Source organism: Alteromonas sp. 009811495 (genome assembly GCF_028865455.1).
GTDB lineage: Bacteria > Pseudomonadota > Gammaproteobacteria > Enterobacterales > Alteromonadaceae > Alteromonas.
In genome coordinates this window covers 1,039,046-1,063,866 of record NZ_CP113972.1, presented here as the reverse complement: position 1 = coordinate 1,063,866, position 24,821 = coordinate 1,039,046, and the positions used below count along the sequence as shown (strand labels likewise).

At 42.3% G+C, this 24,821-nt stretch carries 24 protein-coding genes; 13 read left to right on the top strand and 11 right to left on the bottom strand.

Features of this window, described 5'->3' with window-relative positions; all coding sequences use genetic code 11:
* Window positions 1–80: 80 nt before the first annotated feature.
* A complete protein-coding gene (rpsB, locus tag OZ660_RS04830; protein ID WP_159623661.1) occupies window positions 81–812 on the bottom strand; it encodes a 30S ribosomal protein S2 in 732 nt (243 codons plus the stop codon).
* 409 nt (window positions 813–1,221) lie between these two features.
* Here rpsB and map point away from each other — a divergent pair, with 409 nt between their 5' ends.
* The 3 genes from map to dapD all read left to right on the top strand — a co-directional run bounded on the left by map (window position 1,222) and on the right by dapD (window position 5,806).
* Window positions 1,222–2,016: a type I methionyl aminopeptidase gene (gene map, locus OZ660_RS04825; protein WP_159623662.1), complete on the top strand. Its 795-nt coding sequence runs from the start codon at window positions 1,222–1,224 to the stop codon at window positions 2,014–2,016.
* A gap of 317 nt (window positions 2,017–2,333) precedes the next feature.
* The gene (gene glnD / locus OZ660_RS04820; protein WP_274742761.1) at window positions 2,334–4,985 is read left to right on the top strand and encodes a [protein-PII] uridylyltransferase; all 2,652 of its coding nucleotides are present in this window, start codon (window positions 2,334–2,336) and stop codon (window positions 4,983–4,985) included.
* Window positions 4,982–5,806 carry a 2,3,4,5-tetrahydropyridine-2,6-dicarboxylate N-succinyltransferase gene (gene dapD, locus OZ660_RS04815; protein ID WP_202264078.1) on the top strand — a complete coding sequence of 275 codons (825 nt, stop codon included), beginning with the start codon at window positions 4,982–4,984 and terminating at the stop codon, window positions 5,804–5,806. Before glnD ends, dapD begins: the two co-directional genes overlap by 4 nt.
* 74 nt (window positions 5,807–5,880) lie before the next feature.
* Here dapD and OZ660_RS04810 read toward each other — a convergent pair whose 3' ends face one another.
* The 3 genes from OZ660_RS04810 to OZ660_RS04800 form a co-directional block, all read right to left on the bottom strand.
* Complete coding sequence (locus tag OZ660_RS04810) at window positions 5,881–6,330, bottom strand: flavodoxin (protein WP_274742760.1); 450 nt, start codon at window positions 6,328–6,330, stop codon at window positions 5,881–5,883.
* A 71-nt stretch (window positions 6,331–6,401) separates the two neighbouring features.
* Window positions 6,402–7,154, bottom strand: coding sequence for a pseudouridine synthase (locus OZ660_RS04805; RefSeq protein WP_274742759.1), 753 nt, complete (start codon window positions 7,152–7,154; stop codon window positions 6,402–6,404).
* Complete coding sequence (locus tag OZ660_RS04800; protein ID WP_274742758.1) at window positions 7,154–7,513, bottom strand: YqcC family protein; 360 nt, start codon at window positions 7,511–7,513, stop codon at window positions 7,154–7,156. The genes OZ660_RS04805 and OZ660_RS04800 overlap by 1 nt, the downstream gene beginning before the upstream one ends.
* A gap of 168 nt (window positions 7,514–7,681) precedes the next feature.
* Between OZ660_RS04800 and OZ660_RS04795 the strand changes: the two genes are divergently transcribed.
* Together OZ660_RS04795 and OZ660_RS04790 are read left to right on the top strand one after the other, a co-directional pair.
* On the top strand, window positions 7,682–8,731 hold the full coding sequence (locus OZ660_RS04795) for a DUF3549 family protein (protein ID WP_274742757.1): 1,050 nt from the start codon (window positions 7,682–7,684) through the stop codon (window positions 8,729–8,731).
* A 1-nt stretch (window position 8,732) separates the two neighbouring features.
* On the top strand, window positions 8,733–9,035 hold the full coding sequence (locus tag OZ660_RS04790) for a DUF3301 domain-containing protein (protein WP_274742756.1): 303 nt from the start codon (window positions 8,733–8,735) through the stop codon (window positions 9,033–9,035).
* A gap of 917 nt (window positions 9,036–9,952) precedes the next feature.
* Here the strand turns inward: OZ660_RS04790 and OZ660_RS04785 are convergent.
* Both OZ660_RS04785 and OZ660_RS04780 read right to left on the bottom strand, forming a co-directional pair.
* Window positions 9,953–10,615 (bottom strand): GNAT family N-acetyltransferase, encoded by a 663-nt coding sequence (locus tag OZ660_RS04785; RefSeq protein ID WP_202264074.1) that lies wholly within the window; start codon window positions 10,613–10,615, stop codon window positions 9,953–9,955.
* Between the two features lie 313 nt (window positions 10,616–10,928).
* Window positions 10,929–11,294, bottom strand: coding sequence for a DUF3192 domain-containing protein (locus OZ660_RS04780; protein WP_159623674.1), 366 nt, complete (start codon window positions 11,292–11,294; stop codon window positions 10,929–10,931).
* 286 nt (window positions 11,295–11,580) lie between these two features.
* On the opposite strand from OZ660_RS04780, the gene OZ660_RS04775 reads away from it, so the two are divergent.
* Window positions 11,581–11,874 (top strand): hypothetical protein, encoded by a 294-nt coding sequence (locus OZ660_RS04775; protein WP_274742755.1) that lies wholly within the window; start codon window positions 11,581–11,583, stop codon window positions 11,872–11,874.
* 10 nt (window positions 11,875–11,884) lie between these two features.
* On the opposite strand, the gene syd is transcribed toward OZ660_RS04775, so the two are convergent.
* Window positions 11,885–12,457 (bottom strand): SecY-interacting protein, encoded by a 573-nt coding sequence (gene syd, locus OZ660_RS04770; protein WP_274742754.1) that lies wholly within the window; start codon window positions 12,455–12,457, stop codon window positions 11,885–11,887.
* 309 nt (window positions 12,458–12,766) lie between these two features.
* On the opposite strand from syd, the gene queF reads away from it, so the two are divergent.
* The 7 genes from queF (at window position 12,767) to OZ660_RS04735 (ending at window position 20,650) form a co-directional block, all read left to right on the top strand.
* Window positions 12,767–13,624 carry an NADPH-dependent 7-cyano-7-deazaguanine reductase QueF gene (gene queF / locus OZ660_RS04765; RefSeq protein WP_274742753.1) on the top strand — a complete coding sequence of 286 codons (858 nt, stop codon included), beginning with the start codon at window positions 12,767–12,769 and terminating at the stop codon, window positions 13,622–13,624.
* 69 nt (window positions 13,625–13,693) lie between these two features.
* On the top strand, window positions 13,694–15,238 hold the full coding sequence (locus OZ660_RS04760; RefSeq protein ID WP_274742752.1) for a GGDEF domain-containing protein: 1,545 nt from the start codon (window positions 13,694–13,696) through the stop codon (window positions 15,236–15,238).
* 11 nt (window positions 15,239–15,249) lie between these two features.
* Window positions 15,250–16,611, top strand: a complete 1,362-nt coding sequence (ppnN, locus tag OZ660_RS04755; RefSeq protein ID WP_274742751.1) for a nucleotide 5'-monophosphate nucleosidase PpnN — start codon at window positions 15,250–15,252, stop codon at window positions 16,609–16,611.
* 241 nt (window positions 16,612–16,852) lie between these two features.
* Window positions 16,853–17,227, top strand: a complete 375-nt coding sequence (locus OZ660_RS04750; protein ID WP_159623683.1) for a DUF3192 domain-containing protein — start codon at window positions 16,853–16,855, stop codon at window positions 17,225–17,227.
* A gap of 6 nt (window positions 17,228–17,233) precedes the next feature.
* On the top strand, window positions 17,234–18,847 hold the full coding sequence (locus OZ660_RS04745; protein ID WP_274742750.1) for a histidine kinase: 1,614 nt from the start codon (window positions 17,234–17,236) through the stop codon (window positions 18,845–18,847).
* Window positions 18,848–19,093: 246 nt separating this feature from the next.
* Window positions 19,094–20,101: an isocitrate dehydrogenase gene (locus OZ660_RS04740; RefSeq protein ID WP_159623685.1), complete on the top strand. Its 1,008-nt coding sequence runs from the start codon at window positions 19,094–19,096 to the stop codon at window positions 20,099–20,101.
* A gap of 231 nt (window positions 20,102–20,332) precedes the next feature.
* Complete coding sequence (locus OZ660_RS04735; RefSeq protein WP_274742749.1) at window positions 20,333–20,650, top strand: ComEA family DNA-binding protein; 318 nt, start codon at window positions 20,333–20,335, stop codon at window positions 20,648–20,650.
* Between the two features lie 59 nt (window positions 20,651–20,709).
* Here OZ660_RS04735 and galU read toward each other — a convergent pair whose 3' ends face one another.
* From galU to wecA, 4 genes are all read right to left on the bottom strand, one after another.
* The gene (gene galU, locus OZ660_RS04730) at window positions 20,710–21,603 is read right to left on the bottom strand and encodes a UTP--glucose-1-phosphate uridylyltransferase GalU (RefSeq protein ID WP_226432342.1); all 894 of its coding nucleotides are present in this window, start codon (window positions 21,601–21,603) and stop codon (window positions 20,710–20,712) included.
* Window positions 21,604–21,891: 288 nt separating this feature from the next.
* Window positions 21,892–22,746, bottom strand: a complete 855-nt coding sequence (locus tag OZ660_RS04725) for a glycosyltransferase family 2 protein (RefSeq protein WP_274742748.1) — start codon at window positions 22,744–22,746, stop codon at window positions 21,892–21,894.
* Complete coding sequence (locus tag OZ660_RS04720) at window positions 22,743–23,630, bottom strand: glycosyltransferase (RefSeq protein ID WP_202264065.1); 888 nt, start codon at window positions 23,628–23,630, stop codon at window positions 22,743–22,745. The genes OZ660_RS04725 and OZ660_RS04720 overlap by 4 nt, the downstream gene beginning before the upstream one ends.
* A 125-nt stretch (window positions 23,631–23,755) precedes the next feature.
* Window positions 23,756–24,817, bottom strand: a complete 1,062-nt coding sequence (gene wecA / locus OZ660_RS04715; protein WP_159623695.1) for a UDP-N-acetylglucosamine--undecaprenyl-phosphate N-acetylglucosaminephosphotransferase — start codon at window positions 24,815–24,817, stop codon at window positions 23,756–23,758.
* Window positions 24,818–24,821: the final 4 nt, after the last annotated feature.

Sequence of the window (24,821 nt, the reverse complement as noted above, 5' to 3'; positions counted from 1 at the left end):
AGGGGCGATACCGCCCCTCTCAATACGTCTCGTATTATAGCTCTGTCATATTATCTTGATATGACAGTTAGCAATCAGAATTACTCTGCTGCTTCTACGAAGTCGTCTTGCTCAGCTTGTACTTCAAGGTTGCTTTCGCGACCTGAGTTGATAGCGTTTGCAGCTGCATCCAAGTAAAGTTGGATAGCACGGATAGCATCGTCGTTACCAGGGATGATGTAATCAACACCGTCTGGGTTAGAGTTAGTATCAACAACACCAACAACAGGGATACCTAGGTTACGCGCTTCAGTGATAGCAATGTGCTCGTGATCTGCGTCGATAACAAAGATTGCGTCTGGAAGACCGCCCATATCCTTGATACCGCCAAGGCTGTTTTCAAGCTTGTCCATTTCGCGCTGAAGCATAAGTGCTTCTTTCTTAGTTAGCTTTTCAAACGTACCGTCTTGGCTTTGTTGCTCAAGATCTTTAAGACGCTTGATTGACTGACGTACTGTTTTCCAGTTAGTCAACATACCACCTAACCAACGCTTGTTTACGTAGTACTGGTCGCACTTAAGAGCAGCTTCTTTAACCGCTTCACCAGCTGCGCGCTTAGTACCAACGAAAAGGATTTTACCTTTCTTAGACGCAACACCTGAAAGGTAGTTAAGTGCGTTGTTGAAAAGTGGAACCGTTTTTTCAAGGTTGATGATGTGAACTTTGTTACGTGCGCCGAAGATGAAAGGCTTCATCTTTGGGTTCCAGTAACGAGTTTGGTGACCGAAATGCACACCGGCTTTCAGCATGTCACGCATAGAAACATTAGCCATTTTATTTTCCTCTTGGGGTTAGGCCTCCATATACCCCTTGTATCGATTCAAAACTGCATTTAAGCAGCGCTGAACACCCCGATACGAAGTGACGGTATATGTGTGTTTTAATAAAATAAATTTACCCTCTAAAACGGCGCTTTTTGCACAAGGCAAATGGAGCTTTCCGTCAGGGCGCGCGCTTTATATCACAAGTCGCCACCAGTCTCAAGTTTTCAACCTTAAAACACATCTATTTTAGTCAGTCAGCGCTTGGTGTCTTTCCGCTGGCTTGCTCTGTTGACTCTTTTGGCGCATCCACAACAAAAACCCTAACATACAACAACTTACCAATAGTGGCCTGTTTAATGTTATACTTCGTATCATATTTATACTTATTGATTTTAGCTTAAATGATTTGAGAGGCGCTGTGACAGCAATCATCAAAACCCCAGAAGAAATCGAAAAAATGCGCGTAGCCGGAAAACTGGCTGCCGAAGTATTGGAAATGATTACCCCGCATGTGAAAAAGGGTATAACGACAGATGAGCTTAATACTATCTGTCACGATTACATCGTCAATGAACAAAAGGCGATTCCTGCTCCACTTAACTACGGGCACCCACCTTTTCCAAAGTCTATTTGTACGTCAGTAAACCATTGTATATGTCACGGTATCCCATCGGATAAAAAGCTCAAAGATGGCGATATCATCAACATTGACGTTACTGTGATTAAAGATGGTTATCATGGCGATACCTCAAAAATGTTTATCGTCGGTAAACCTTCAATTCTTGCCGAGCGACTCATTCGCGTTACTCAAGAATGCCTTTACAAAGCCATTGAGCAGGTTAAGCCGGGTATGCGTCTAGGTGATATCGGTCATATTTGCCAAACCCATGCAGAAGCGCATAACTATTCAATTGTCCGCGAATATTGTGGTCACGGTATTGGCGCTAGCTTCCACGAAGAGCCACAAATTGTGCATTACGGGAAGGCAGGTACAGGTGATGTTTTAGAGCCTGGTATGTGCTTCACTATCGAACCTATGGTCAATGCTGGAAAACGTTATTCTAAAGTCCTTCCAGATCAATGGACTGTTGTAACCAAAGACAGAAGTTTAAGTGCCCAATGGGAACACACGCTGTTGGTAACTGAGGACGGTGTTGAAGTGCTAACCCTGCGTGAGGATGAAACGTTACCTCGTGTAATATCTCATAGTTGATAAAGCGAGAAATTGCTGTATTGCTTAATTTCGAAGCAGTTGAATAAAGGTTCAACTGCTTTTTTTATGTCCATTTTCCATAACTTATCACTATTTTGTGACTTTTTTTATTTTCAAGCTTACCGCTATCCCGCACAAAACAAGGGGTGAGAAACTTACGATAAAAGCCGCCAGACAGCCAGAAACATATTTGCAACAATTTATCATAAATATTCACATTTCACCCCACATTATGCACCGTTTGGATACTGCGAAAATAAATAGATTCGTGTTATTGTTCGTAACGTCTAAAAAGAAGTCTTTTGGAAAGGTACATTTTGAGCCTGCAATCACTGATTAAAAACATCGACACTATTAGTTCTGTTGACGATATACCTGCAATCAAATCTTGTGTTGAAGCAAGTTATGTGTGGATATCGGCATCTTTTGACTCAACGCCAGTTAATCAATTGGTAACGGGTAGAGCGCAATTCATCGATGCACTGTTGTGCCACCTGTGGCAATTGTATGGTTTGGACACCGTGAGTGAATTATCGCTTTGTGCCGTGGGAGGATACGGCCGCGGGCATCTGCAGCCTCATTCTGACATTGACCTGCTCATAGTGAGTAAGAAGAAGCTTAAACCGGAAGTACAAGAAAAGATTGGCCAATTTATTACATTGCTGTGGGACATCAAACTTGATGTTGGGCAGTCAGTGCGAACCATTAAAGAAACGGTTAAGCTTGCAAAAGACGATATAACCATCGCAACCAACCTAGTAGAAAGCCGCTTACTTTGTGGCAGTGAAACTACGTTTGAAAAACTTTGGGAAGAAGCCAACGGGCGAAACTCATGGAGTAGCAAAGCGTTCTTCTCAGCCAAATATGATGAACAATTAAAACGTCATGCAAAATTTAACGGTACAGCCTATAACCTTGAACCAAACATAAAGGAAAACCCAGGATGCCTTCGCGATATTCAATCTATTGGCTGGGTTGCGAAAAAACACTTTAAAGAGTACGACGGCTGGAATCTTGTTGGGCACGGTTATTTTACTGAGCAAGAACACAGTGAATTAATTGCCTGTAGAATGCATCTCTGGAAAATGCGCTGTGCACTGCACCTAGTCGCAGGGAGAAGTGAAAACAGATTATTGTTTGACTACCAACCCGATGTCGCAAAGATGTTGGGGTACGGTGAAGAAGGCAAACCCTCGGTTGAAAAAATGATGCGTGACTTTTTTCGGACCGTCGCACGGGTTTCTGAATTAAATCAAATGTTGCTGCAACGCTTTAAGTACGACATGCTAAACCAAACTGTGCAGCGTACTTCAATCATTAATGAAGACTTTGAACTTCTCGACAACATGATTTCACCGCGTCATGAGCATGTTTTTACCTCTCCTGAGGCAATTTTAGATTTTCTAAATCTCATCACTAATACCCCAGAGGTACAAGGGTTAAGTACGATTTGTATTCGACAACTTCGCAATGCCCATCGCGCATTTGAAACCGAGTACTTTGTTGAACGCCCCCAATGTCGTGAAAAGTTTATGGTATTAATGCGCCAACCAGAATTCTTTAATTTTGGTTGGGACATAATGCACCAATACGGTATTTTGCAAGCCTACCTACCTGAATGGGACACCATTGTGGGTATGATGCAATTTGATTTGTTTCATGCTTATACGGTTGACGAACACACACATCGGCTTGTAAAGCATGTGAACTATTTCTTTTCGAAGGAAAATAAAGACTTTCCGCGCTGTGGTCGAATTTGTCGAAATTTAGATAAACCAGAAGTCCTCTACATCGCCGCCATCTTTCATGATATCGCCAAAGGCCGTAATGGTGACCATTCGACACTTGGCGCACAAGATGTTGCGAAGTTTTGCAAGCTGCATGATATTCCAAGTGACGACGCTGAAATGATTGCTTGGTTGGTCGAAAATCATCTACTTATGAGTGTAGTAGCACAGCGTCGCGATATTTATGACCCTGACGTTATCAGTGAATTCGCTGGCGCAGTAAGAAGCCATAACCACTTAAATCTGCTATACACCCTCACGCTTGCTGATATACGTGCAACTAATGATAACTTGTGGAATGACTGGAAAGCGTCGCTTTTACGCGAACTATATTTAATGACTCAAAAAGCATTAGACAATGGCTTGCAATGCCAAGTTACGCTTAACGAGAGAGTAACCACTCACAAACACCAAGCGCGTCAAATATTACAGGAGCGCGCTATCGACCCAATAGCAATTGATGCACTGTGGGCACGTTTGGATGATGATTATTTTGTGCGCTTTAAACCAACTCAAATTGCGTGGCACACTGACGAAATTTTAAAGGCGCAATACGATTGGCTTACACCTGAACACAACGGCCTGTTAGTCAAAGCAAATGATAATAGTGCAAAGGGCGGAACTGAGCTTCTGATTTATGGAAAAGACAGAAAAGCGTTATTTGCCCAAGTCGCTTCGGTATTAGATAGTCGTAATTGCTCAATTCATGATGCACATGTTACGGTGACTCGCGACGGCTATGTGTTCGATAGCATGCTAATTTTAGAAAACGACGGAACGCGATTAACATCAGACTCGCGCATCGCCTCTATCGAGAACGCCATATCGGCGCAATTAGAAAAGCCGGGCCGTTCCCATGAGAATAAGCGCAAACTACCGCGACAAATGAAGCAATTAGATGTGCCAACTAAAGTACGGTTTTTCACGCTTAACGACGAAGCGACACTTGTTGAGTTAGAAGCGCTGGACGCACCGGGCATTTTAGCTAAAATTGGACACGCTTTCGTCGATACCAACACCACACTTAAGCTTGCAAAAATCGCCACCATTGGCGAACGCGCGGAAGACATTTTTATTGTCAGCAATGAATCTGGCAAAGCATTAACCCAAGAACAACAGGTAAGCCTTAAAAAGCGTATACTGTTTAAACTCGATCAACTTGAAGATATCACGATACCATGAATGAATTGAAAGCCATTATTGAAGACGCCTTCGAAAATCGCGACAGCATTAGCCCAACGTCGGCACCTGAAGATGTTAAAAACGCAGTAGCACAAGCTATTGAGCTACTTAACACTGGTAAAGCGCGTGTTGCTGAAAAAATAGCTGGCGAGTGGGTAGTACACCAGTGGCTAAAGAAAGCTGTACTGCTTTTCTTCCGCTTACACAATAACGATGTAATTGAAGGTGCTGAAAGCAAATTTTACGATAAGGTACCACTGAAATATACCAACTATACTGCTGAGCAATTTGCTGCAGATGGCGCACGTATCGTTCCGCCAGCGGCCGTTCGTACGGGTACTTTCGTGGGTAAGAACGCAGTAGTCATGCCTTCTTATGTCAATATTGGTGCGTTTGTAGATGAAGGTACTATGGTAGATACATGGGCAACTGTTGGTTCATGTGCTCAAATTGGTAAAAATGTTCACCTTTCTGGTGGTGTGGGGATTGGTGGCGTTCTAGAGCCGCTTCAAGCTAACCCGACAATTATTGAAGATAACTGCTTTATTGGCGCGCGTTCTGAAATTGTAGAAGGCGTAATCGTCGAGGAAGGCTCAGTGATCTCTATGGGTGTTTATATCGGTCAAAGCACGCGTATTTATGATCGAGAAACCGGTGAAATCCATTATGGTCGTGTACCAGCGGGTTCTGTGGTTGTTGCAGGCAACTTGCCAAGTGCAGATGGGAAGTACAGCTTGTACGCTGCAATCATTGTTAAGAAAGTTGATGCAAAGACTCGCGCTAAAGTAGGTATTAACGCTTTACTTCGCGGTGTTGAATAGCCTTTTGGTTGAATAGCCTTTTGAAGGTAGCGATTTATCCGAAAAATGGCGCTTAACGCGCCATTTTTTTGTCTTTACGCGATTAACTTATCTTTAATGCTATTCACCCACTCAACCACGTCTTTCTCTGGCTCCAATGTCTCCATTGCATCAACTTCTAATAAATCTGCAACGGCAGTCGCTTGAAGTTCATTAAGTAGTGCTTGAAATTGCTTACCTGCGCCACAAAAGCTTTCCCCGTAGCTGCTATCACCTAATGCAGCCACTGCAAATGGCTTTCCTGTTAACATCGGCGACTCATCCTTCAAGTCAGAAAAAACAAATTCCAGATTAGGTGGCACATCGCCCTGCCCCGTGGTTGACGTAATAACAAGTAGAGCGTCGGCGTCTGTAAAGTCAGTAACTGAAGGATCACTTTCTAGAACGCAGTCTATCCCCTGCTGTGCTAAGTTTTCTTCAACTTGCTCCGCAACATGCTGAGCATTACCGTAAACCGTGCCCGCGATAATCGTTAATGTCGCCATTTTTACCTCTTTTAATTCATAATAAATTTATTACTTTCGCAACAAGCGAACACCATACTTAAGCGTGCATGTTACTTCGTTATTTTAAATGGCTGTAATGTATCTACTAGCCTTTGCATCTCTTGATGCATGCCCGTATTCACATCCACCCACTGGCCAGTAACAGGATGCGTAAAGCCCATATGAGTACAACTTAAGGCCAAGTTAGCAAAATTAAAGTATACCTTTGCGAATTTGTTTTGTTTGCCGTCGCCATGCGTTGTATCACCAATGATGGGATGACGAATATGCACCATGTGACGTCTTAACTGATGTTTGCGCCCCGTGCTAGGATGAAGCTTTACTAACGAATATCGAGCACTTTGATACTTGCCTACTGGTTCAGGCACCTCAAAGTGTGCGATTGACTCATACACAGTAGTTGCTTGCTGAGGTGGCTGTTGGGGGCGTTTGTGTTTATCTGCAATTTTATCGTAGCGATATTTTAGTGCATAGTCGATGAGACCAGTATTATGTACAAAGCCGCGAACAACAGCGTGATACGTCTTTGTCACTTGTTTTTCCATCATTTGCTTGCCAAGCTGGGCAGCAATTTCTGAATTAAAACTAAATAGCAAAACGCCAGATGTAGGTCTATCCAACCGGTGAGCGGGGTAAACATGTTTGCCAAGTTGGTCGCGAAGAGTCTGCACTGCAAAAACTGTTTCATGTTTATCAATGGGACTGCGATGCACCAATAAGCCAGGCGGTTTATCAATTGCCACTACATGCTCATCTTGAAAAAGCACATTTAGTTTTTCACTACTGAGACTTAACGCTTCCACTAGCTGTACTTCCCATCGCTATTTTTAAAGCTAACCTGATATTGCTTCGCTATAGTATCTATTCGCTGCAATTGTTCCACAACGCCTTTACCCGCAGAGTCTTCATTGGTTAAGTGAAGATAGACCTCGGCGGCAGGTGCGATATTCATCGGTGGAATAGGCATCTTCTCATCCACAATCATGCGCATTTTGGGAATAAATATAAATGCCAACCAGCTTTCAAATGGCATGGTGTCGATTGCGAAAGGTTCACTACTTTGCAATGCTTCTTTTGTAGGCACCTGTTCAGGCCACAAGTTTGCCTTTTGCATTGTAATTGCCAATACATCAAGCGCTGCGCTTAAAGCAATATAAGACACTGTTGACGTCACCTCGTTTAACGGCTTACTTCAAATTTTTTCAAAGACTAAAATTGCGGCGCAGTATAGCATAGGAAACAAAGTTCGCTGGGCGTGTCAGAAAAAACAACAGCTGTGATAAACTTGCGCCTTAAAGCAAAAACATTAGCAGTAATTTCGGAATACACGATGAGCGCCAATAGCATAAATTCAATCAGCGAGTTTTTATTACACGCTGGTACAGAATATCAAGTATTTGACATGGGTCGCAGACTAACCCCACTTGATAGCCAACAGTTCTTAGATATTGAAAATGGCAGCGCCTACGCCCCCTATCCTCGTCAGCAGCATGCGTGGTTTGGTATTGTTTTTTGGAATAAACGCGCTTCTAATCAGCATTACATTTGGTTTATTAAGTTACCGCTTGATGAGCAAGGGTTGGTTGTATCCGCCACACGAAATCATTTTTTAGAAATCATCGTTGATGCTTTGGGTCAATCTGTCGCCGACGACTCTGAAAAAGCGCAAACGCTACCAGATAATCCGTATTCCTTCGTCCCTGGTCAGTCTCTACTCGCTCAGTTTAACGCATTCGTGAAAAACACGCTTAAACAACCACTTAGTGAAGATGCTCAAAAAGTAGAAGCGTATATAAAGGCGCCTCAATTAGTCGATTGGCAACAAATATCAATGCAAAGTGTCGCTGACTTTGTTCACGGTCTCAAAAGCCACGAACACTATGACGCCATCGTTAGCGCGTTTTGCACTAACAAGGCGCTTTATTCGGACGTTTTTCTCAATACCTTCTTAGAGATGAGTGAAAACATCTCATTGCCAGAGCAGATAGAAACATTTGCAATCGAACGTCTACAAAACAGCGGTGATGTTTCACTTAGCGCTCTGCGTGCACTTTCCAGTGATGTTTTTTCTAAGCGCATTAATACGCAATTAGTTGCACTTTTAAGACAAGAAGTATCTTCACGTCTAGATATTTTAAGTGTAATAGCCGCACGGCATTTCGAACAAATGGATGAAGTGCTGCTAGAAGTATTTTTAGAACAGGCGGCGAAAGTGGACGAAAAAGAAGGGCACAATGGCGCGCTATTTTCAGGCTTTTTTTCTGACTTAGTTCAAATCCCCAAGTTACGTCGCCAAGTGTTGACTTTGCTTCATTCTTCTACTCATTCTCAAAGTCTGACGAAAGCATTCGATCAACTCTTTGCTCAAGCGAGAAAGTGACATGACACTATTAGAACTTGTAGTTTGGCTGGTTATTGCATTTGCGGCTTATCAATTTTGGCGAATTCGCGCAATTTCAGAGGCCACGTATAAATACTTAACACACTATTGCAAAACACATCAGCTTCAGTTGTTAAGCGTCGCGCGCGCTAAAACCCGCTTTTCGTTTAAATATGGAAAACCTGATTGGCATAGTTCATTTAATTTCGAATTTTCCAGTAATGGAGAGGATAGATACAGTGGACAGGTAGAGTTGGTTGGATTACGCATTGTGCGCACTGAAGTCCCACCGCATCGTGTTTAAACAGAATGCGTGACGTACTATGAGATCATTGTGCGCAGGTTGTACGTATTACTCGCCCACTAATAGGTAAAAAAAGGGGAACCAAACGGTTCCCCTTTTTCTTGGAATTTTGAGTTTCCCTCTCTGCGATCCCTTGCAACTAAAATCTTCCCGATTAAAATCCGTATACGCCCCTTTCCTTCTAATCTCGCGACATCCTGTGCGAGCTACCCGTCCTTGCGTAGGTCCCTTTCCATTTCTCCATGACTTACTGTACATCCTTTATACAGCGTTCCCCATCCTAGGGCTGTCCTATGTCAGACTCCGCTGACAGTCCTTTCCGTTGCTCCATGTTTCACTGTACTTCCTGCTACAGTCTTACCAATCCTTGGCGTGTCCTCATGTCTTCCTTGGTTAGCTCGTCCGTGCAAATTCGTCCTGAACTCTGGCTTCCTGCTACATCCTGTCGTGACATCCCGTCACTCAATTAATCCGTTAAGTCCCTTACAGTCCATAAATCCGTGTAGATACAGCATCCTCGCTGTGTTTCCTTTTCCTGTACTCACCGCCTTGTGAGATTCTCATCCTTAAGTTGTCCTAGGTCGTCCCTGTTAAATCTTCCTGACTCGTCGTGATTCCCTGTGACATGTTCATAGTATCCCTTCTAATTATTACCGCCATATGGAATTACACGATTTTAATGAACTATTTTCTTCTACTTTCGGCTAATGAATAAAAAAACGATAAAAATCAACTACTTTATACTTTAGTATAATTTTAAACTTCAAAAAAAAGGTAAGATCACTCACATATTTTGTAGGAAATGTCTTACAAACGAATGGGACGTTAGGGAGAAAGGGATGAATACAGAAAAGTGTTGGTCGCTCACCAACATACTTTTCTGAGACCGAAAGTACAAAAAGCGAACGAAAATTCTGTTAATGAGATGACTTTCTTTGCGCTCTAAACATGACTTCACCATTAACATGAGAAAGCGTCAGATTTCCCACTACGCTGTAATTATCGTCACCAAAGAAAGAGCGATGCTTAGGTACTGTGACAAATACCGCCACCCCCTCACTCTTATTATCTTCGTCAACAACGCTGTCGATTGCGCCAAGCAAAATATGACCTAAACCATGATCTTGATAATCTGGGTGGACCGCAATAAAGCTCAGCATGTGAAAGTTGTCTGCTGGTACCAATGCGCGTACTTTTTCTTCTTTTTGAAGCATTTGCTTAGTACCAAACAAACCGGCAGTTAATAGCATTCTTAGTCGCCAATGCCAGTAACGGCCAGAGCCAAAAGCAGCATCGGGTGAGGTAAGGCACGCCAAGGCTATTAAACGGTCATCATCAAATAATCCAATCATGGGTTGTTCTGCTACCCAAAAGGCATTTAATTCTTCGCGAATAGCTGAGCGAAGTCGACTTTCGTACCCTTCTTTTTCTGCTTGAAAGATCTCAACAAAAAGTGGGTCGTCAACATAGGCATTATACAAAATCGATGCCGCGACTTTCAGATCATCCACACACAGATAGACCGCTTTAACGCTCTCATGAATAGGTGCTATTGCATTTGTAGAAGCGTTTGTTGTCATGAAGAGTTCCTCACTGTCCGGCAAGCATTACAGGTTGAGCAAAATGATACGACACACCATTTTTACTTACTTAATAGGCGATGAGTATAGTTCACACAAGCAAACAGCGCCCTTGATTAAACTTTAGCCTACGCTAAAAAACAAAAAATGTTAACTTTTTGTTAACATCAAGGGTAAATACGAAGAACCAAAGCTAGAAAGGAAAGAAAAAGAAAGGAAGAAATAAAACTAGAATAAGATATTGACCTTCGCGCTAAAGGCCCTAGAACAAGCAATAGGGCACTCTCTCAAAGGTCAATATCATTAATCGGTATTAGTGCATGAGACTGTATGCACTATCTCCCCAACCAATCAGACTACCATTTTTGAATACCAGCGGTGTGCACTCATCTTTGGTTGTGATGCCATCGCCCATTGTTTTTTGTGTACGATAATAAAGCACGCGGTATGTACCATCTTGCTTTTCAAATAATTCGTTAAAGTCAGCTACACCCATTTTGCGCAAAACACTTTCATATGCTGTGCCGGTCTCCAAATTAGCAATATGTTTGCGGTTATTGAACTCTCTATCTTCCCAATCTGCACCATAGTGGCTGTCTGAACCACCACCGACAGATACCACACAACCAGAAAGAAGTACTGAAGAAGCCAAAGCAGCTGAAATAAGAAGCGTTTTCATGTGTTTTCCTTGTTGAAACATTTTACTTTTTTAAATTTACTGAAGCTCGAATGAACGGTAACTGAATACTACTGATTATCGAGCTTTTGATGCGTTCTTTTGAGTTAGATTCGTAACCAGATACAATCAAGAATGGCGCCAAAATATAACACATTGATTTAATTAAATTATTCAAATAAGCAACACATATTTCGTCAAGAAAATTGGTGAATATGACAAAATTTTAGTTAAATTGACCGCAATACCCGTTTACACTAGTCATTACGTACTTCTCATTGCGAATTTTATGGACAACATTCAACAGCTTATTATCATCTGCCAAAAAATGCATAGTGAGGGTAAAACGCCTTCAGTAGGAATGCTTCGCTCGAAAGCCCCCTTTAAGGCTTCTGTTACAGATGCTATTGAGGCGATTAAACGCTTTAATGCGTCGAAGAAAAGTGAACTAGGTTCACAGCACGTCCCGACTAAGAATAAAGAAACGCACGAGTCGGCGTTAGAAAGGCGCGTGATAATTCTGGAACAAGAAGTGGCAGCGTTGAAGCAATCCCTTTCAGCATTGCTTAACAAACCAAAATAATTTCTGCTGTTTAGAGCCTCGGGCTCAAGTCAGCGATAAAATGAGCAAGTGACGGCGCAAGAATCTTTTGTGCAGGTTTACCAACCTGTTCAAGAGCAACTTCCCCCGTCTCATTAACAACTGTCAAAATGAAATCTTCTTCGTCTGTTAATCCGAAAAACAAAGTTGGCGCTTGATTAAGACGTTGCTTCATCAATAAATGACCGATGAGGTTTTGCTGCAGTCGCTCAAAATCATCTTTATTCCACACTTGAAGAAGTTCGCATTCACCTTGTGGAGCGGTTGCTTTTAAACTGTCACTAAAGTAGCGAGTGAAAAACACACAGTATTGCGGGTCGAGAGTAAGCGACATTGCGTCTTCAACATTGCTAAAAGAAAGTGTCTCAGTTTGACGCACTGGCCTCCATGCAACCATGCCTATTTCTTTGCTATTGCCTTGATTACTCGCCATACCAGGCTCATTTTCAACGTAACATTCTGAAGGCCACTCTTCATCGTAAGGTATAACAAGTTTGTCCGGCTCACCGAGCTCGACATAAGATGATACAAAATTATCTAATTGTTCAGTTATAGTTAGTGTCATTGTGAAGTTACCATAGAACGCGCTGACCTTTGCGCTACGTTTTTGCAGCTGCTTGCAAGGTTTACCCAAGCGAGCGTCATACTACTTCACTCGGCGCTTATTTGGAATAACCAAACCACGTACCTTGTTTATTGCCTGAAACTCGCATGAAATATGCGAACCGTGTACCGCAAAGGTCAACACGCTCATGCTATTTTGGGGTACACTATACCTATAGTACGTAGTACGTTCTTCAATATCAGTTTCGTTTTGGTAACTTTGGTTTTGCAAAACGTGAAGCCCATACCAATGATGTTTATAAAGGTTAGTATGTCAACGGATAACACATTCGAGAAAATTTCAATTCAAGCACCTGATGATCTTTCGTTAGGAAAACAAGTTGAGTACGAATACGAGTACAACCCCGGCTTGCTACAAGGCGTACCAAGAAGCTTAAGTCGCGATACATTAAGCCTTGGTGAATCGCTACCTTTCACTGGTGTTGACACTTGGACTGGCTATGAGCTTTCTTGGCTAAACGCGAAGGGTAAGCCTCATGTTGCTATCCTTGAGTGTAATGTTCCGATTTCGTCTGAAAACCTCATAGAGTCTAAATCATTTAAACTGTACTTAAACAGTTTCAATCAAACTAAATTTAACTCTGCAGATGACGTAAAAGCGACGTTAACCAAAGACCTTTCTGCTTGCGCCGGCGAACCCGTGGAAGTAACGCTTACTTTGCCTAGTGCATTTGGGCAACTGGAGTTTAGGGAGTTTGCAGGAGAACTGTTGGATGATTTGGATATAGAAATTACTGACTATTCGCCCAATACACAGTATTTATCGTTATCACCTTCAACTGAGATTGTTAGTGAAACGCTTGTATCTCATCTACTTAAATCAAATTGTTTGATCACAAGTCAGCCAGATTGGGCTAGTATTCAAATAAGATATGAAGGCAATAAAATTAATCGAGAAGGTTTACTGAAATACTTGATTAGTTTTCGCCAACATAATGAGTTCCACGAACAATGTGTTGAGCGTATATATAATGACATTATGCAACACTGTGCCCCAGAAAAGTTAACAGTGTGCGCACGTTATACACGAAGAGGCGGTTTGGATATCAATCCTTTCCGTTCTAATTTTGAAGCGCCTTATGGGAATTACCGTCAAGCACGCCAGTAGCTTGTGAGTTGTTAACTTGCAGCACTAGTTACTCGTTTCAGGCTAAGCTAAATTATAAAGACGAAAATAATGGAAGCAAAACAACTACAGGCTCTAAAACAAAATAACGCGCTTCTTTGCCAATTTATTGTGAGGCTCTCAGCGTTTTATGAAGGTTTCTCCGACAAACTTGATGACGAACTACGGACGTTGCGCGGCCACCTTTCTGGCACCCCTAACTTCAGCCTTGCTGCAGTTAGTATTGATAAGCTAAATAAAGCGCTTCAACATCAAGAAGTAACGCTTAGAAAATACAGTGTCGAAACGCTCTCTTCACTTGAAGACGCAATGAAGCAATTGCAGAAGATTGTTTTTGAAGATGAAGAGCTAAAGACCCTTACCACCAATGAGCTTATTAAGTTAAATCAACCACATAACGATATTTTTGGAATTTATAAACTTTTCGCAAAGGCTATAGCACTTCACCGCATTGCACTAAACAAGAAAATTGTCGGCCTAAAACATTCTGAAAAAGAAATAACGCCAGACCCGGGAACGAGTAGTTCTACACAAAATGAAAACCCACACTACCGCTCTATATTGGTTGAACTGAATCAATTGATAGCGTCGTATGCACAAAAAAAGCCTAATGATAAACAACTTATGGATATCAAGCAGCGACTAGAACAAGGCATGGACGAAGATCAGTTACTGAAAAGTTGCGTTGTTATTTTACGTATGATTGTGCAGGACGCTATGTCAGAGGCCAGTTTCACCGGAAAAGTGATTCAGAGCCTACATAACTCACTGGGTCAGATTAATAATGAAGTTGGTGAGAGTATAAAGGGCAGCCAAAGCCAGTTCGAACAGCGCAAAGCGGGTAATGAGCAACTAAAGTCTCATATAGATAGTATTGAAGAAGCCGTCTCAGTAAGCGATTCGTTAGAGACGCTTAAAGAACAAACTCAATTTTGTGTGCAGAACCTTGTTAACACACTTAGTGAACAACAAAACAACGATGAACAAGGCCAAGAGGCTTTGATGGCGTTGCTTTCTTCTATGCAGGAAAAGATAAATACGCTGCAACAGCAAACAAGTGTATACAAGAAAAAACTTGCTGAACAAGTAATGCAAAGTCGCACCGATTCACTTACACGTTTACCAAATAGACAAGCGTACAATGAGAAGTTAGATGAGGCCTTTGCGCAATATAAAGAATCCGGTAAACCCCTGGCGGTTGCGGTTGTCGATATTGATCACTTTAAGTCAGTTAACGATAGATTTGGTCATGCTGCTGGTGACAAAACACTTCAAGTAGTGAGTAAATTTTTAAAACAGCATTTAAAACGCCCAGAGTTTATTGCACGCTGGGGCGGAGAAGAGTTTGTTATGCTCTTCCCAGATACCACCATTGAAATGGTAGAAGATAAACTCAACGCGTTACGCAATAAACTCGCTTCAATGCCTTTCAAGTTTAAGCAGGAAAAAGTCAAGATAACCGCCTCTTTCGGCGCTACGTGTTTCAATACAAATGACAGTACTGAATCCGTTTTTGAGCGCGCAGACGAGTATCTCTATCAAGCCAAACGAGATGGCCGTAATCGCGTAGTGACGGACTTAAGTACTGCGCAATAGGACGCAGATGTATGAAAAAAGTGCAGCTTAACCCTGTTGGCTCAATGAGCCAGCTCTCTCAAGTTGAAGTCGCTAAATTGCAAGACACGACCAATAGTGAACTTTTCTCTATGTTCAGGAATTGTAGTTTAGCGGTACTCAACAGTGGTGTTGATGAAGACAATTACGAAACCCTGTTTGCACCATATGAAAATTTCGATATCAGACTGATTCGAAGAGAGCGAGGCGTTAAGATTGAACTTGTGAACCCGCCAGAAGTTGCTTTCGTTGACGATAAGTTGGTCAGAGGTGTACATGAACACTTGTTTGCGGTTCTTCGTGACTTGCTTTATATGGGCAACAAATATGCGTTTCTGCATCAAGCTCACCCAGCCGACAGTTCTGAAATTACCGATATGGTATTTGACATGTTACGCCACGCACAGGCACTTGAAGGCAACGATGGAGTAAATACCATCGTATGTTGGGGCGGCCACTCAATCAATCAGGTTGAATATAAGTACACAAAAGAAGTGGGCTACCAACTGGGCTTGCGCGACATGCATATTTGTACCGGATGCGGCCCTGGTGCCATGAAAGGGCCAATGAAAGGTGCCACTATAGGTCATGCCAAACAAAGACATAAATCAGGTCGCTATATTGGCATATCAGAACCAAGTATTATTGCAGCTGAGCCACCTAATGCTATTGTAAACGAACTTATCATCATGCCGGATATTGAAAAACGTCTTGAAGCATTTGTTCGCTTGGGACACGGTATTATCGTATTTCCTGGTGGTGTAGGTACGGCAGAGGAACTACTGTACCTTTTGGGAATTTTAATGAATGAGCGCAACGCACAACAGCCCTTTCCAGTAGTACTGACGGGACCCGCTGGCAGTGAAGGCTACTTCGAGGCAATCGATACTTTTATCGGTGAAACACTAGGTAGCGAAGCCCAAGATAAGTATCAAATTGTTGTGGATGATCCTGAAGAAGTAGCAAGAATACTGTGCACAGGTTTAGAAAAAGTGAAAAAATTTAGGGGGGCTATGGGCGATGCTTTCAGTTTCAACTGGTCACTCAAAATTGAAACCGATTTTCAACAGCCCTTTGTGCCAACACACGAAAGTATGGCTGCACTTCAACTTAACCACGATCAAAGTAAAAGTGATTTAGCAGCAAATTTACGAAAAGTGTTTTCGGGTATAGTCGCGGGTAACGTTAAAGCAGAGGGTATAAAACAGATTAAAGAACGCGGGCCTTTTGAGATTACGGGTGATGCAATGTTAATGCAGAAAGTAGATACTTTGCTTGAATCGTTTGTCGCTCAACACCGAATGAAATTACCAGGCTCTGCTTACAAACCCTGCTACGTGGTTAAAGAAGCATAAGCAATTTTTTACATTTTTAGCATAACACGACGCATTTGCTTACGTTTGGCACTTATGTTTACAGACAAATTTAGGTTACACTAACTGTTAGATTGTTACCGAATTTGCAATGCAGTGTGCCTACAGTAACGATCTGCCTGTATTTGTTATCTTATATTTTTATACGCTCATAGGGTTTTAACGACTATATGGGCTAAAAACGCGCCTCTACATAGCGTTAAGAACACGAGAAGTAACGGTTATGAATAGCAAAGTTATTCGTTTAATTTTGGCTGGCATTGCATTGTATGCGGTGTTTGTTTTTATGGTCATCGCATTTTATCCAGACAAACCAGAAAATATGGACTGGAAAGACCGTGAAGAATACAACCGTGTTCAAATTACTAAGCTAAAACTCGGTAGCACCCGTGAAGAGGTGCTCGCTCTGCTTGGTACGCCAGATATTACGGAAGCGAAACAACAAGGCGCGACCGTTATTCAAGTTATGTTCTTTAGAACCCAACACGTTAGAGCAGACGGATTAACCACCCAAGACGAATGCACACCGCTTTTATTTGAGAATGATAAGCTCATAGCGTGGGGTGAAGGGGCCTACTCAAGCTATCAAAATAGTTGAGTTTAAATGGAAGTGAACAATATCATTTCCGCCCTTTCGCGTCTTGTACACCCTCCCAAACATTCAACGCCAATAGACCAGTGTGTTAATCACTGGCTCAAGAATGCGAAACGGATTTTAACAATCGTTAATAGTGATCCCGCTATTGTTGTACCTATCATTCATATTGAAACACCGATGAGTGAAATTTCACGGCATGTGTTATTGCTTGCGTTATTTGGAAAATTAAATCAGTTTAACGAGCACTACCTTCAACACATTATTGCCGCACTACTTGCAACGCACTGGATCACTACGAATAACGTGCACGAGGAACGCAAAGCACTTATTAGCTTTTTAACCAAGCGCCAATTGTTTGTCTGGCGCGATATCATTCGATTGCGGAAAGCATTTGCTAATAGTGCTAGTTTACGTCGTATCTTGGCTGACTTGCGGTTAACGCAAGCGCAACGTTTGAGTGTAATTTCACGATTGTGCGCAACAAGGAGTTCCAATTCCAGTGCCAGTACGACATTTGAAATTGTCGTCCGTAATATTGCTCCATTACAACGAATACTCGTATCGAATCTCGCTACGCTTTTTACACGCGCCGTTCCTGGAGCGAAAGTGTTCGTTGGCGGCAAGGCTGGCGTGGTTGTTGATATCCAGAAAGATCACGCTTTTGTTATTGCATTAAGTGATAATGATATAGATGGCACATGGCAACCTTTCACTCGTGTGTTGTTTCCAAAACCGCTATTTATACCCTACGAACACTTGGTAGCCCTATATTCCCAAACCTCTGACAACAGGCAGTACAAGGGAGGAAACGGGTTTCTACCAGCCACATATGCAATTCAAGCTCCGCCTACTTCACTTACCGCTATCATAGATGAGTTACAAAAGCGGGATTGCGAAATTCCCTCACTGTGCGAAAAAATAGAAAACGTTGAATCCTTTAATCTGTTTCTAATGCACACCGCGAGTCAGGACAACCGGCTACAGTTACAGGTTAAAAATATAAAACAGGCCGTGATGACTTATGGCATTGAACGTGTTGGCGACATGCTCATTCAGTTTGCTTTAATGGAAAGGCTCACGCAAAAACAATTTCCACTTATGTCAACGTGCAAGCAATTCACATTGCTTTGCTGCGCAATAGCCAGCTCCCTTGCCAGTATGACTAATACCAAATTCAGCCCTCAATCTGCAGCGCTAACAATGACATTTTTGTGCTCTCCGCTTTTTACCCTACCTGGTTTGAAAATAGCGCGTAAGCTTCCAGTAAACCCAGAAAAACCCTTTTCGTTTAATCACGCTTTTCACGTTAAGAGTGAGATACCTTGGATAACAAGTGCAGGTGAGCTTGCCGGGAACTGGCATCAAAGTGCCACATGGCGTGCCGTTATTCATCACTGCAACAAGCAAAATGAAGAGATTCCATCGTCATTAAGAAAAGAACACGCACTCATGCAACTGGCGTTTGCACTTGGAAAAATCAGTCTGTTTCATGGCAACATTTTTACTTTAGGCCAAGACATCACGTTTAAAACACTTTTAAATCAACTTTCGCTTAGTCAAAAAGACATACAATCAATAATCACATCCCAATCGGCGCTACTTTTCTGCCCGCTCGCTTAAAAAAGTACATCGACCTTTATTGTTCATCATTTTTGTAAATACGGTTTATGCGAATAAATCTCGATAAGTGGCTATAACTTGCGCCGACTATCGTATAAAATACGGCAACTTTTGCGCTGCTTTACGCAACATCCCTACAAAATCAATTATAATAAGCTAGCAGGCAGACTTTGGCGCATTTCGCTCGCCAGACTACAATTTAAACCTAACGATTTTGACAACAGAATTATCAGAGGATCCCTCAACATGACTCAGCAACGCATTACAGTCATTCGTGGCGACGGCATTGGCCCGGACATTATCGATGCAACCACAAAAATTCTAGATAAGGTTGGCTGTGACTTTGCCTATGATTATGCCGATGCAGGTTTAGTGGCATTAGAAGAGCACGGTGAGCTTCTACCACAAGAAACGCTAGACCTTATTGCAAAAAACAAAGTTGCACTAAAAGGTCCTCTAACTACGCCAGTAGGTGAAGGCTTCACCTCAATCAACGTAAGCCTTCGCAAGCAGTTCAAACTGTATGCGAACCTTCGCCCTGTAATGTCATTCAAAGGCACCAAAGCCCGTTATGAAGACATCGATATCATTACGGTTCGCGAAAACACGCAAGGCATGTACTCAGGTCTTGGTCAGGTTGTTTCTGAAGACGGTAATGAAGCTGAAGCAATGAGTAAAATCACTCGTGACGGCGCAGAAAAGATCGTTACTTTTGCTTATGAGCTTGCTCGCCGTGAAGGTCGCAAGAAAGTAACCGCTGTTCACAAAGCAAATATCCTTAAATCAACTTCAGGTTTGTTCCTAAAAGTAGCCCGTGAAGTTGGTGAGCGTTACCCAGATATTGAATCTGCAGAGATGATCGTAGATAACTGCTGTATGCAGCTTGTTATGAACCCTCATCAGTTCGACGTAATCGTAACTACCAACCTATTTGGTGATATCCTTTCAGATCTTTGTGCAGGTCTTGTAGGTGGTCTTGGTATGGCACCTGGTGCGAACATCGGCGAAGATTGTGCAATTTTTGAAGCCGTACACGGCTCTGCACCAGATATCGCAGGTAAGAACCTTGCAAACCCTACATCAGTAATACTTGCTGCTGCGCAAATGCTTGAATACCTTAACATGGGTGACAAAGCTGAGAAGATTCGCGCAGCACTTAAAGATGTGATTGAAACGGGTGATCGTACTACTCGCGATCTTGGTGGTGAAGCTGGTACTACAGAATTCACAGAAGCGCTTCTAGAGCGTCTATAAAGATCATTGGTTACTGCAACTAACAGTAACCATGTGATATTCATATTTAAAATAGCGAGCGTGTGCTCGCTATTTTTTTACCCTCGATAAAACTGTACTAAAACTGGTCTACCTTTTTCTCTCAAACTTCGTACCATCTCACTTGTACACATTTTGTACGCAAATCTACTACGATGTAATGCGTGCCCTTCACGGAACAACAGCATTACAAATGCATGACAAGGAATGACAATGAAGAAAAGACTAATTGGTTTAGCTGCATTAGTAGCAATAACAATACAATCACCTGTAGCAACAGCGGCAGTATTCAATGATGATGACAGCCCTTCTGCATACAGTGAGGTGACGAGCAAGCGAATTGACCTCAACAATGCTTCTATTGAGCAGCTAACCTCTCTGCCTGGCGTAGGTAGCGCTAAAGCACAAGCGATTGTTAAATATCGAGAAGAGATTGGCCCCTTTCTGGAAGTTGCGCAACTTACGCAAGTAAAAGGAATTGGCGAGAAAATGTTGTCGAAAATACAACAGTATGTAGAAGTAAAACCGTAGAAATAAAAAATGCGCCTAAGTAGGCGCATTTTCAATAGGAGTTGTAAACTAAAGTGGCGCTAGCCAACAACAGAAGCAAGGTATTCTTTAAATTCATCTGCAAGTGCTGGATGACGAAGTGCGTACTCTACGTTTGCTTTCATATAACCTAGCTTACTACCACAATCATGGCTCTTACCTTTCATGTAATAGGCATCAACTTGTTCAAGTTTCATCAGCGCATCAATAGCATCTGTTAGCTGAATTTCTCCCCCCGCGCCTGGCGGTGTGAATTCAAGTAAGTCCCAAATCTTTTCAGAAAGCACATAACGCCCCACTACGGCTAAGTCAGACGGAGCCTCATCCAATGGCGGCTTTTCTACCATTTTATGGATTTTAGCTGATTCACCAGGTGCTATAGATGCGCCGTCAAGGTCGGCAATACCAAACTTTGAAATATCTTCTTGTGGTACCTGTTCAACCATTACCTGACTTACGCGGCTCGTATTAAACTTAGCGACCATATCCGCTAAATTATCCTTTTTAGGATCGCTTGCAGCATCATCAATGATGACGTCTGGAAGTACTACGGCAAAGGGAGCGTCGCCAATAACTGGACGAGCACACAATATAGCGTGGCCAAGACCGTTGGCAACACCTTGACGAACTTGCATAATCGTTACGCCTTTCGGGCAGATTGATTGCACTTCTTCTAGCAACTGACGTTTTACACGCTTTTCAAGGGTAGCTTCTAACTCGAATGATGTATCAAAGTGGTTTTCGATACTGTTTTTACTTGCATGAGTAACCAGAATTATTTCTTTGACGCCCGCTGCAACACATTCACTAACGACATACTGAATTAATGGTTTATCAACAACCGGAAGCATCTCTTTTGGAATTGCCTTGGTGGCTGGAAGCATTCGTGTACCCAAACCTGCAACAGGGATGACCGCTTTTTTAACCTGACTCATAAGTTAATATCCTTTTTTAAAATCCTAGTCACACGCCAATGACACATTTCGTGGCCAATTTTCTAGATCGTGTTCGAATTATCTATCATTACTCGTTTAGGTAATGCAATGGGTGTTCCAATTACCATTTTGGTACGCCATTGTATTAAAACAGGGCATTTGGCTAATTTTTTACCATAACAAGCACTTTTTTTGCGCTCAATACTAGCGAATGCACTAAAATGGTGAAAGTGATTCTAGTAAAAATTTCGTAAAGTGTCTCTCATTTACCACATTTAGTATTGCAACTTAGCCAATTGGGCCTGAGCGTTTTTTCACGCCATCTAGGAGACCTTTACGCATGTAAGTGCCACGTAAATCGCCTTGCTCAAAACAGTACCTATTAACAAGGTAACGCAGAGGTATTGCTAAAAGATGACGACATTTCCAATAAAGCGGTACATAATTTCTTTTTGCCAGTGTAAGGACGTTGCGAAACTGATAATAGAGGCGAATTGGCGAGCCTTGCTTAAAGGTCACTCCCATCACTCTAACGCGTGCATCACCTTGGCGATGGGGCATACACGCAGTTTGAGACTGAAAAACCTTAAACCCCTTGCTTCGCGCGCGCCAACACCACTCGTGATCAACACCATCAATAAACAGTTCTGTTTCTTTTTCCCCTACGCATTTAAACGCATGCTTAGATATTAACATTCCAGAGGCGATGATCTGTTTTACTTCTTTCAAACATGCCGAATACGCCTTACCCTTCTGGAGAACGCCTTGGTCAACACACTCTGAAAACTGACAGAATATAGAGGGGCCAAGCGCAGCAATAGACTCTTTTTTTTCTAGGTCTTTGAATTGTTCAAAAAGTGTCAAAGCAACGTCAGGCGTAAAAAGGCTATCTTGGTCGAGTAAAAAAGCATAATTGCATGACGCCGAAAACAACGCTCTTAACCCAATATTCTGTGCCTCAGCAATGCCCACATTGTTGGGGCAATGTATATAAGTTATATTGCCCTTGATTTGCGCTTCACAAGATGTGGGAGAATTGTCGACAAACAATATTGGCCATAACGCTGTATCGAACATACCAACAAAGTGATTGATATGCGCAATATCTGGATGATACAAAATGACTACAATACCCGCGTTCAATGCTTTCCAAACCTTTCTAAGAAATGTCTATCAACCTTATATGCTAATTTTACAACTTTTCCCGGCATTATGCGCAACGATAACACACCGCACGCATAGAATAGGTTGTAAAAGGAGTACTGTCTCAGCGCTTTTATGGCGTAAAGTCGAGCCTTAAATTCATTGAGAGATTTACTCAGACCTCGACGTTTATAGAAATTATTGACTCGTCTAAATTTCAGCAATCTGTCTTTTAGATTCCTGAAAACATAACCTTTAGAAGCCAGTCGAATCCATAAGAAGTAGTCTTGCGTGTTACGTAGCTGCCCATCATATCGATGCCCATCAGTGAACACATTATATCGAACAACAACGGTTGGGTGGTTAAGTGAACAACGTCTAGGTAGAATTCTGACAATCTGGCGATGCGATGCAGGCATAACCCGTGCGCCAACCTTTTTACCTCGCTCGTTAATTTCTGTTAATGCTGAACCGAGTACCGAAATATTATTGTGGCGCTTTAAATAGTGTACTTGCCGAGAAAGGCGATTTACTTCAGAGACATCGTCCGCATCCATTCGAGCAAAATAGGAAGGCTGATATTTTAGGCCAAAATCAATGGCAAAATTCATTGCCGTAGCCAAGCCCTTATTCTCTTCACTAGAGACGAGAACAATTCTTTCATCGCGTGCAGATGCCGCGGTCACTGACTCCAGTATTGAATCAGGAACTGGGCCATCGAGCACGATGATAAACAAGAAATCACGGTAAGTTTGGTGCTCAATACTTTCGATGGCCTCATTTAACCACTCTGCATTATCTGCCTCATAGACAGACATAGCCACTATGGTCTCTACTTTCTCATATTTAAAATTGTTATTGAGAATGGCAAATTGATTTTTCAAATAAAGACACCAAGGCTAGAAGTAGTAACAATGCTAAGGAAAAACACAATAAGCGCAGAACACTGCGCTTTTTAAAAACAGCATGTTACAGAGAAAATACAGAGGATTCCATGACTTTGCTGAAGCTATGCGGTAAACCGTTTAACGAAACGCAACACACTCCAAATGTGTTGGATAACTAAGCTATATACGATGAGCATACCAATAAAGCCCCAAAACATTACGGGTTCTGGCACTTGATATACCTCACCTAAAATACCAATGAGGCAATAGCACGCCCCCAGCATTAGAATGGCAACTAGTGACTTTCTGCTGCTGAGTCCTGCACGCATAAAAATATTATGCAAATGCTGACGATCGGGCTTAAGCATAGACTGCCCTTTTCTCGCCCTGCGATACATAATCGCGGCCATATCCATCAAGGGAAGGCCTACTAGCCACACCGCTGTAATTGGCCTAAACGCTGCTGCTTCATTCTGTGTATGATCAACCAACAACCAAACAATGGTGAGACCAACGAACATACTGCCCGCATCGCCCATAAATATCTTATTGCCTTTGAACCCCTTCCAGCTTAAGTTAAATGCAAGAAAAGGTACAATAGCGGCGACTATAATAAGTGGTTCCATGATCGACGCGCCATTGCCTGTAGCTATCAAAAAGCCAGCAACCGTCAACAAAATAACCAAACTCATTCCGCCGGCTAGACCATCAATTCCATCAATCATATTGAACGCGTTAATAACGCCTACTACACAGATGATAGTGAAAAAATACCCGCCGATACCAAGCACTACATCACCAGTGCCAAAGATATTTCCTAATGATGTAATATAGTTTTGCGCACTCCACGCCATTATAGCGGCAACGCCGAACTGACACATAAGACGTCCCTTTGCACTTAAGTCAAAGCGATCATCTAACATACCCAGCAAAACAACAAATGCAGACGCAGTAAAAAAGAGTGGATCATTTTTCATCCAGACATCAGTGGCAACACTTGCCACCAACACTGCCATAAAAATGGCTACGCCTCCCGTCAACGGGACTATACCTGAATGGCGTTTTCGCGCAGAGGGCTGATCAACCAAACCAAATTGATGTGCTAGCGGCGTCATCACAACTAATAGTATGAGAGCCACAAAAAATGCAGTAAAAAGAGGTACAAACTGCAAATATGCTAACATAAAA

What these genes read in the sequence shown, in the direction of transcription:
- queF (WP_274742753.1), top strand. Translation starts at nt 12,767, where the DNA reads ATGTCAACGGATAACACATTCGAGAAAATTTCAATTCAAGCACCTGAT.
- galU (WP_226432342.1), bottom strand. Translation starts at nt 21,603, where the DNA reads ATGAGTCAGGTTAAAAAAGCGGTCATCCCTGTTGCAGGTTTGGGTACA.
- OZ660_RS04810 (WP_274742760.1), bottom strand. Translation starts at nt 6,330, where the DNA reads ATGGCGACATTAACGATTATCGCGGGCACGGTTTACGGTAATGCTCAG.
- OZ660_RS04790 (WP_274742756.1), top strand. Translation starts at nt 8,733, where the DNA reads ATGACACTATTAGAACTTGTAGTTTGGCTGGTTATTGCATTTGCGGCT.
- rpsB (WP_159623661.1), bottom strand. Translation starts at nt 812, where the DNA reads ATGGCTAATGTTTCTATGCGTGACATGCTGAAAGCCGGTGTGCATTTC.
- OZ660_RS04775 (WP_274742755.1), top strand. Translation starts at nt 11,581, where the DNA reads ATGGACAACATTCAACAGCTTATTATCATCTGCCAAAAAATGCATAGT.
- ppnN (WP_274742751.1), top strand. Translation starts at nt 15,250, where the DNA reads ATGAAAAAAGTGCAGCTTAACCCTGTTGGCTCAATGAGCCAGCTCTCT.
- OZ660_RS04795 (WP_274742757.1), top strand. Translation starts at nt 7,682, where the DNA reads ATGAGCGCCAATAGCATAAATTCAATCAGCGAGTTTTTATTACACGCT.
- OZ660_RS04750 (WP_159623683.1), top strand. Translation starts at nt 16,853, where the DNA reads ATGAATAGCAAAGTTATTCGTTTAATTTTGGCTGGCATTGCATTGTAT.
- wecA (WP_159623695.1), bottom strand. Translation starts at nt 24,817, where the DNA reads ATGTTAGCATATTTGCAGTTTGTACCTCTTTTTACTGCATTTTTTGTG.
- dapD (WP_202264078.1), top strand. Translation starts at nt 4,982, where the DNA reads ATGAATGAATTGAAAGCCATTATTGAAGACGCCTTCGAAAATCGCGAC.
- OZ660_RS04785 (WP_202264074.1), bottom strand. Translation starts at nt 10,615, where the DNA reads ATGACAACAAACGCTTCTACAAATGCAATAGCACCTATTCATGAGAGC.
- OZ660_RS04760 (WP_274742752.1), top strand. Translation starts at nt 13,694, where the DNA reads ATGGAAGCAAAACAACTACAGGCTCTAAAACAAAATAACGCGCTTCTT.
- OZ660_RS04740 (WP_159623685.1), top strand. Translation starts at nt 19,094, where the DNA reads ATGACTCAGCAACGCATTACAGTCATTCGTGGCGACGGCATTGGCCCG.
- OZ660_RS04735 (WP_274742749.1), top strand. Translation starts at nt 20,333, where the DNA reads ATGAAGAAAAGACTAATTGGTTTAGCTGCATTAGTAGCAATAACAATA.
- OZ660_RS04745 (WP_274742750.1), top strand. Translation starts at nt 17,234, where the DNA reads ATGGAAGTGAACAATATCATTTCCGCCCTTTCGCGTCTTGTACACCCT.
- OZ660_RS04780 (WP_159623674.1), bottom strand. Translation starts at nt 11,294, where the DNA reads ATGAAAACGCTTCTTATTTCAGCTGCTTTGGCTTCTTCAGTACTTCTT.
- syd (WP_274742754.1), bottom strand. Translation starts at nt 12,457, where the DNA reads ATGACACTAACTATAACTGAACAATTAGATAATTTTGTATCATCTTAT.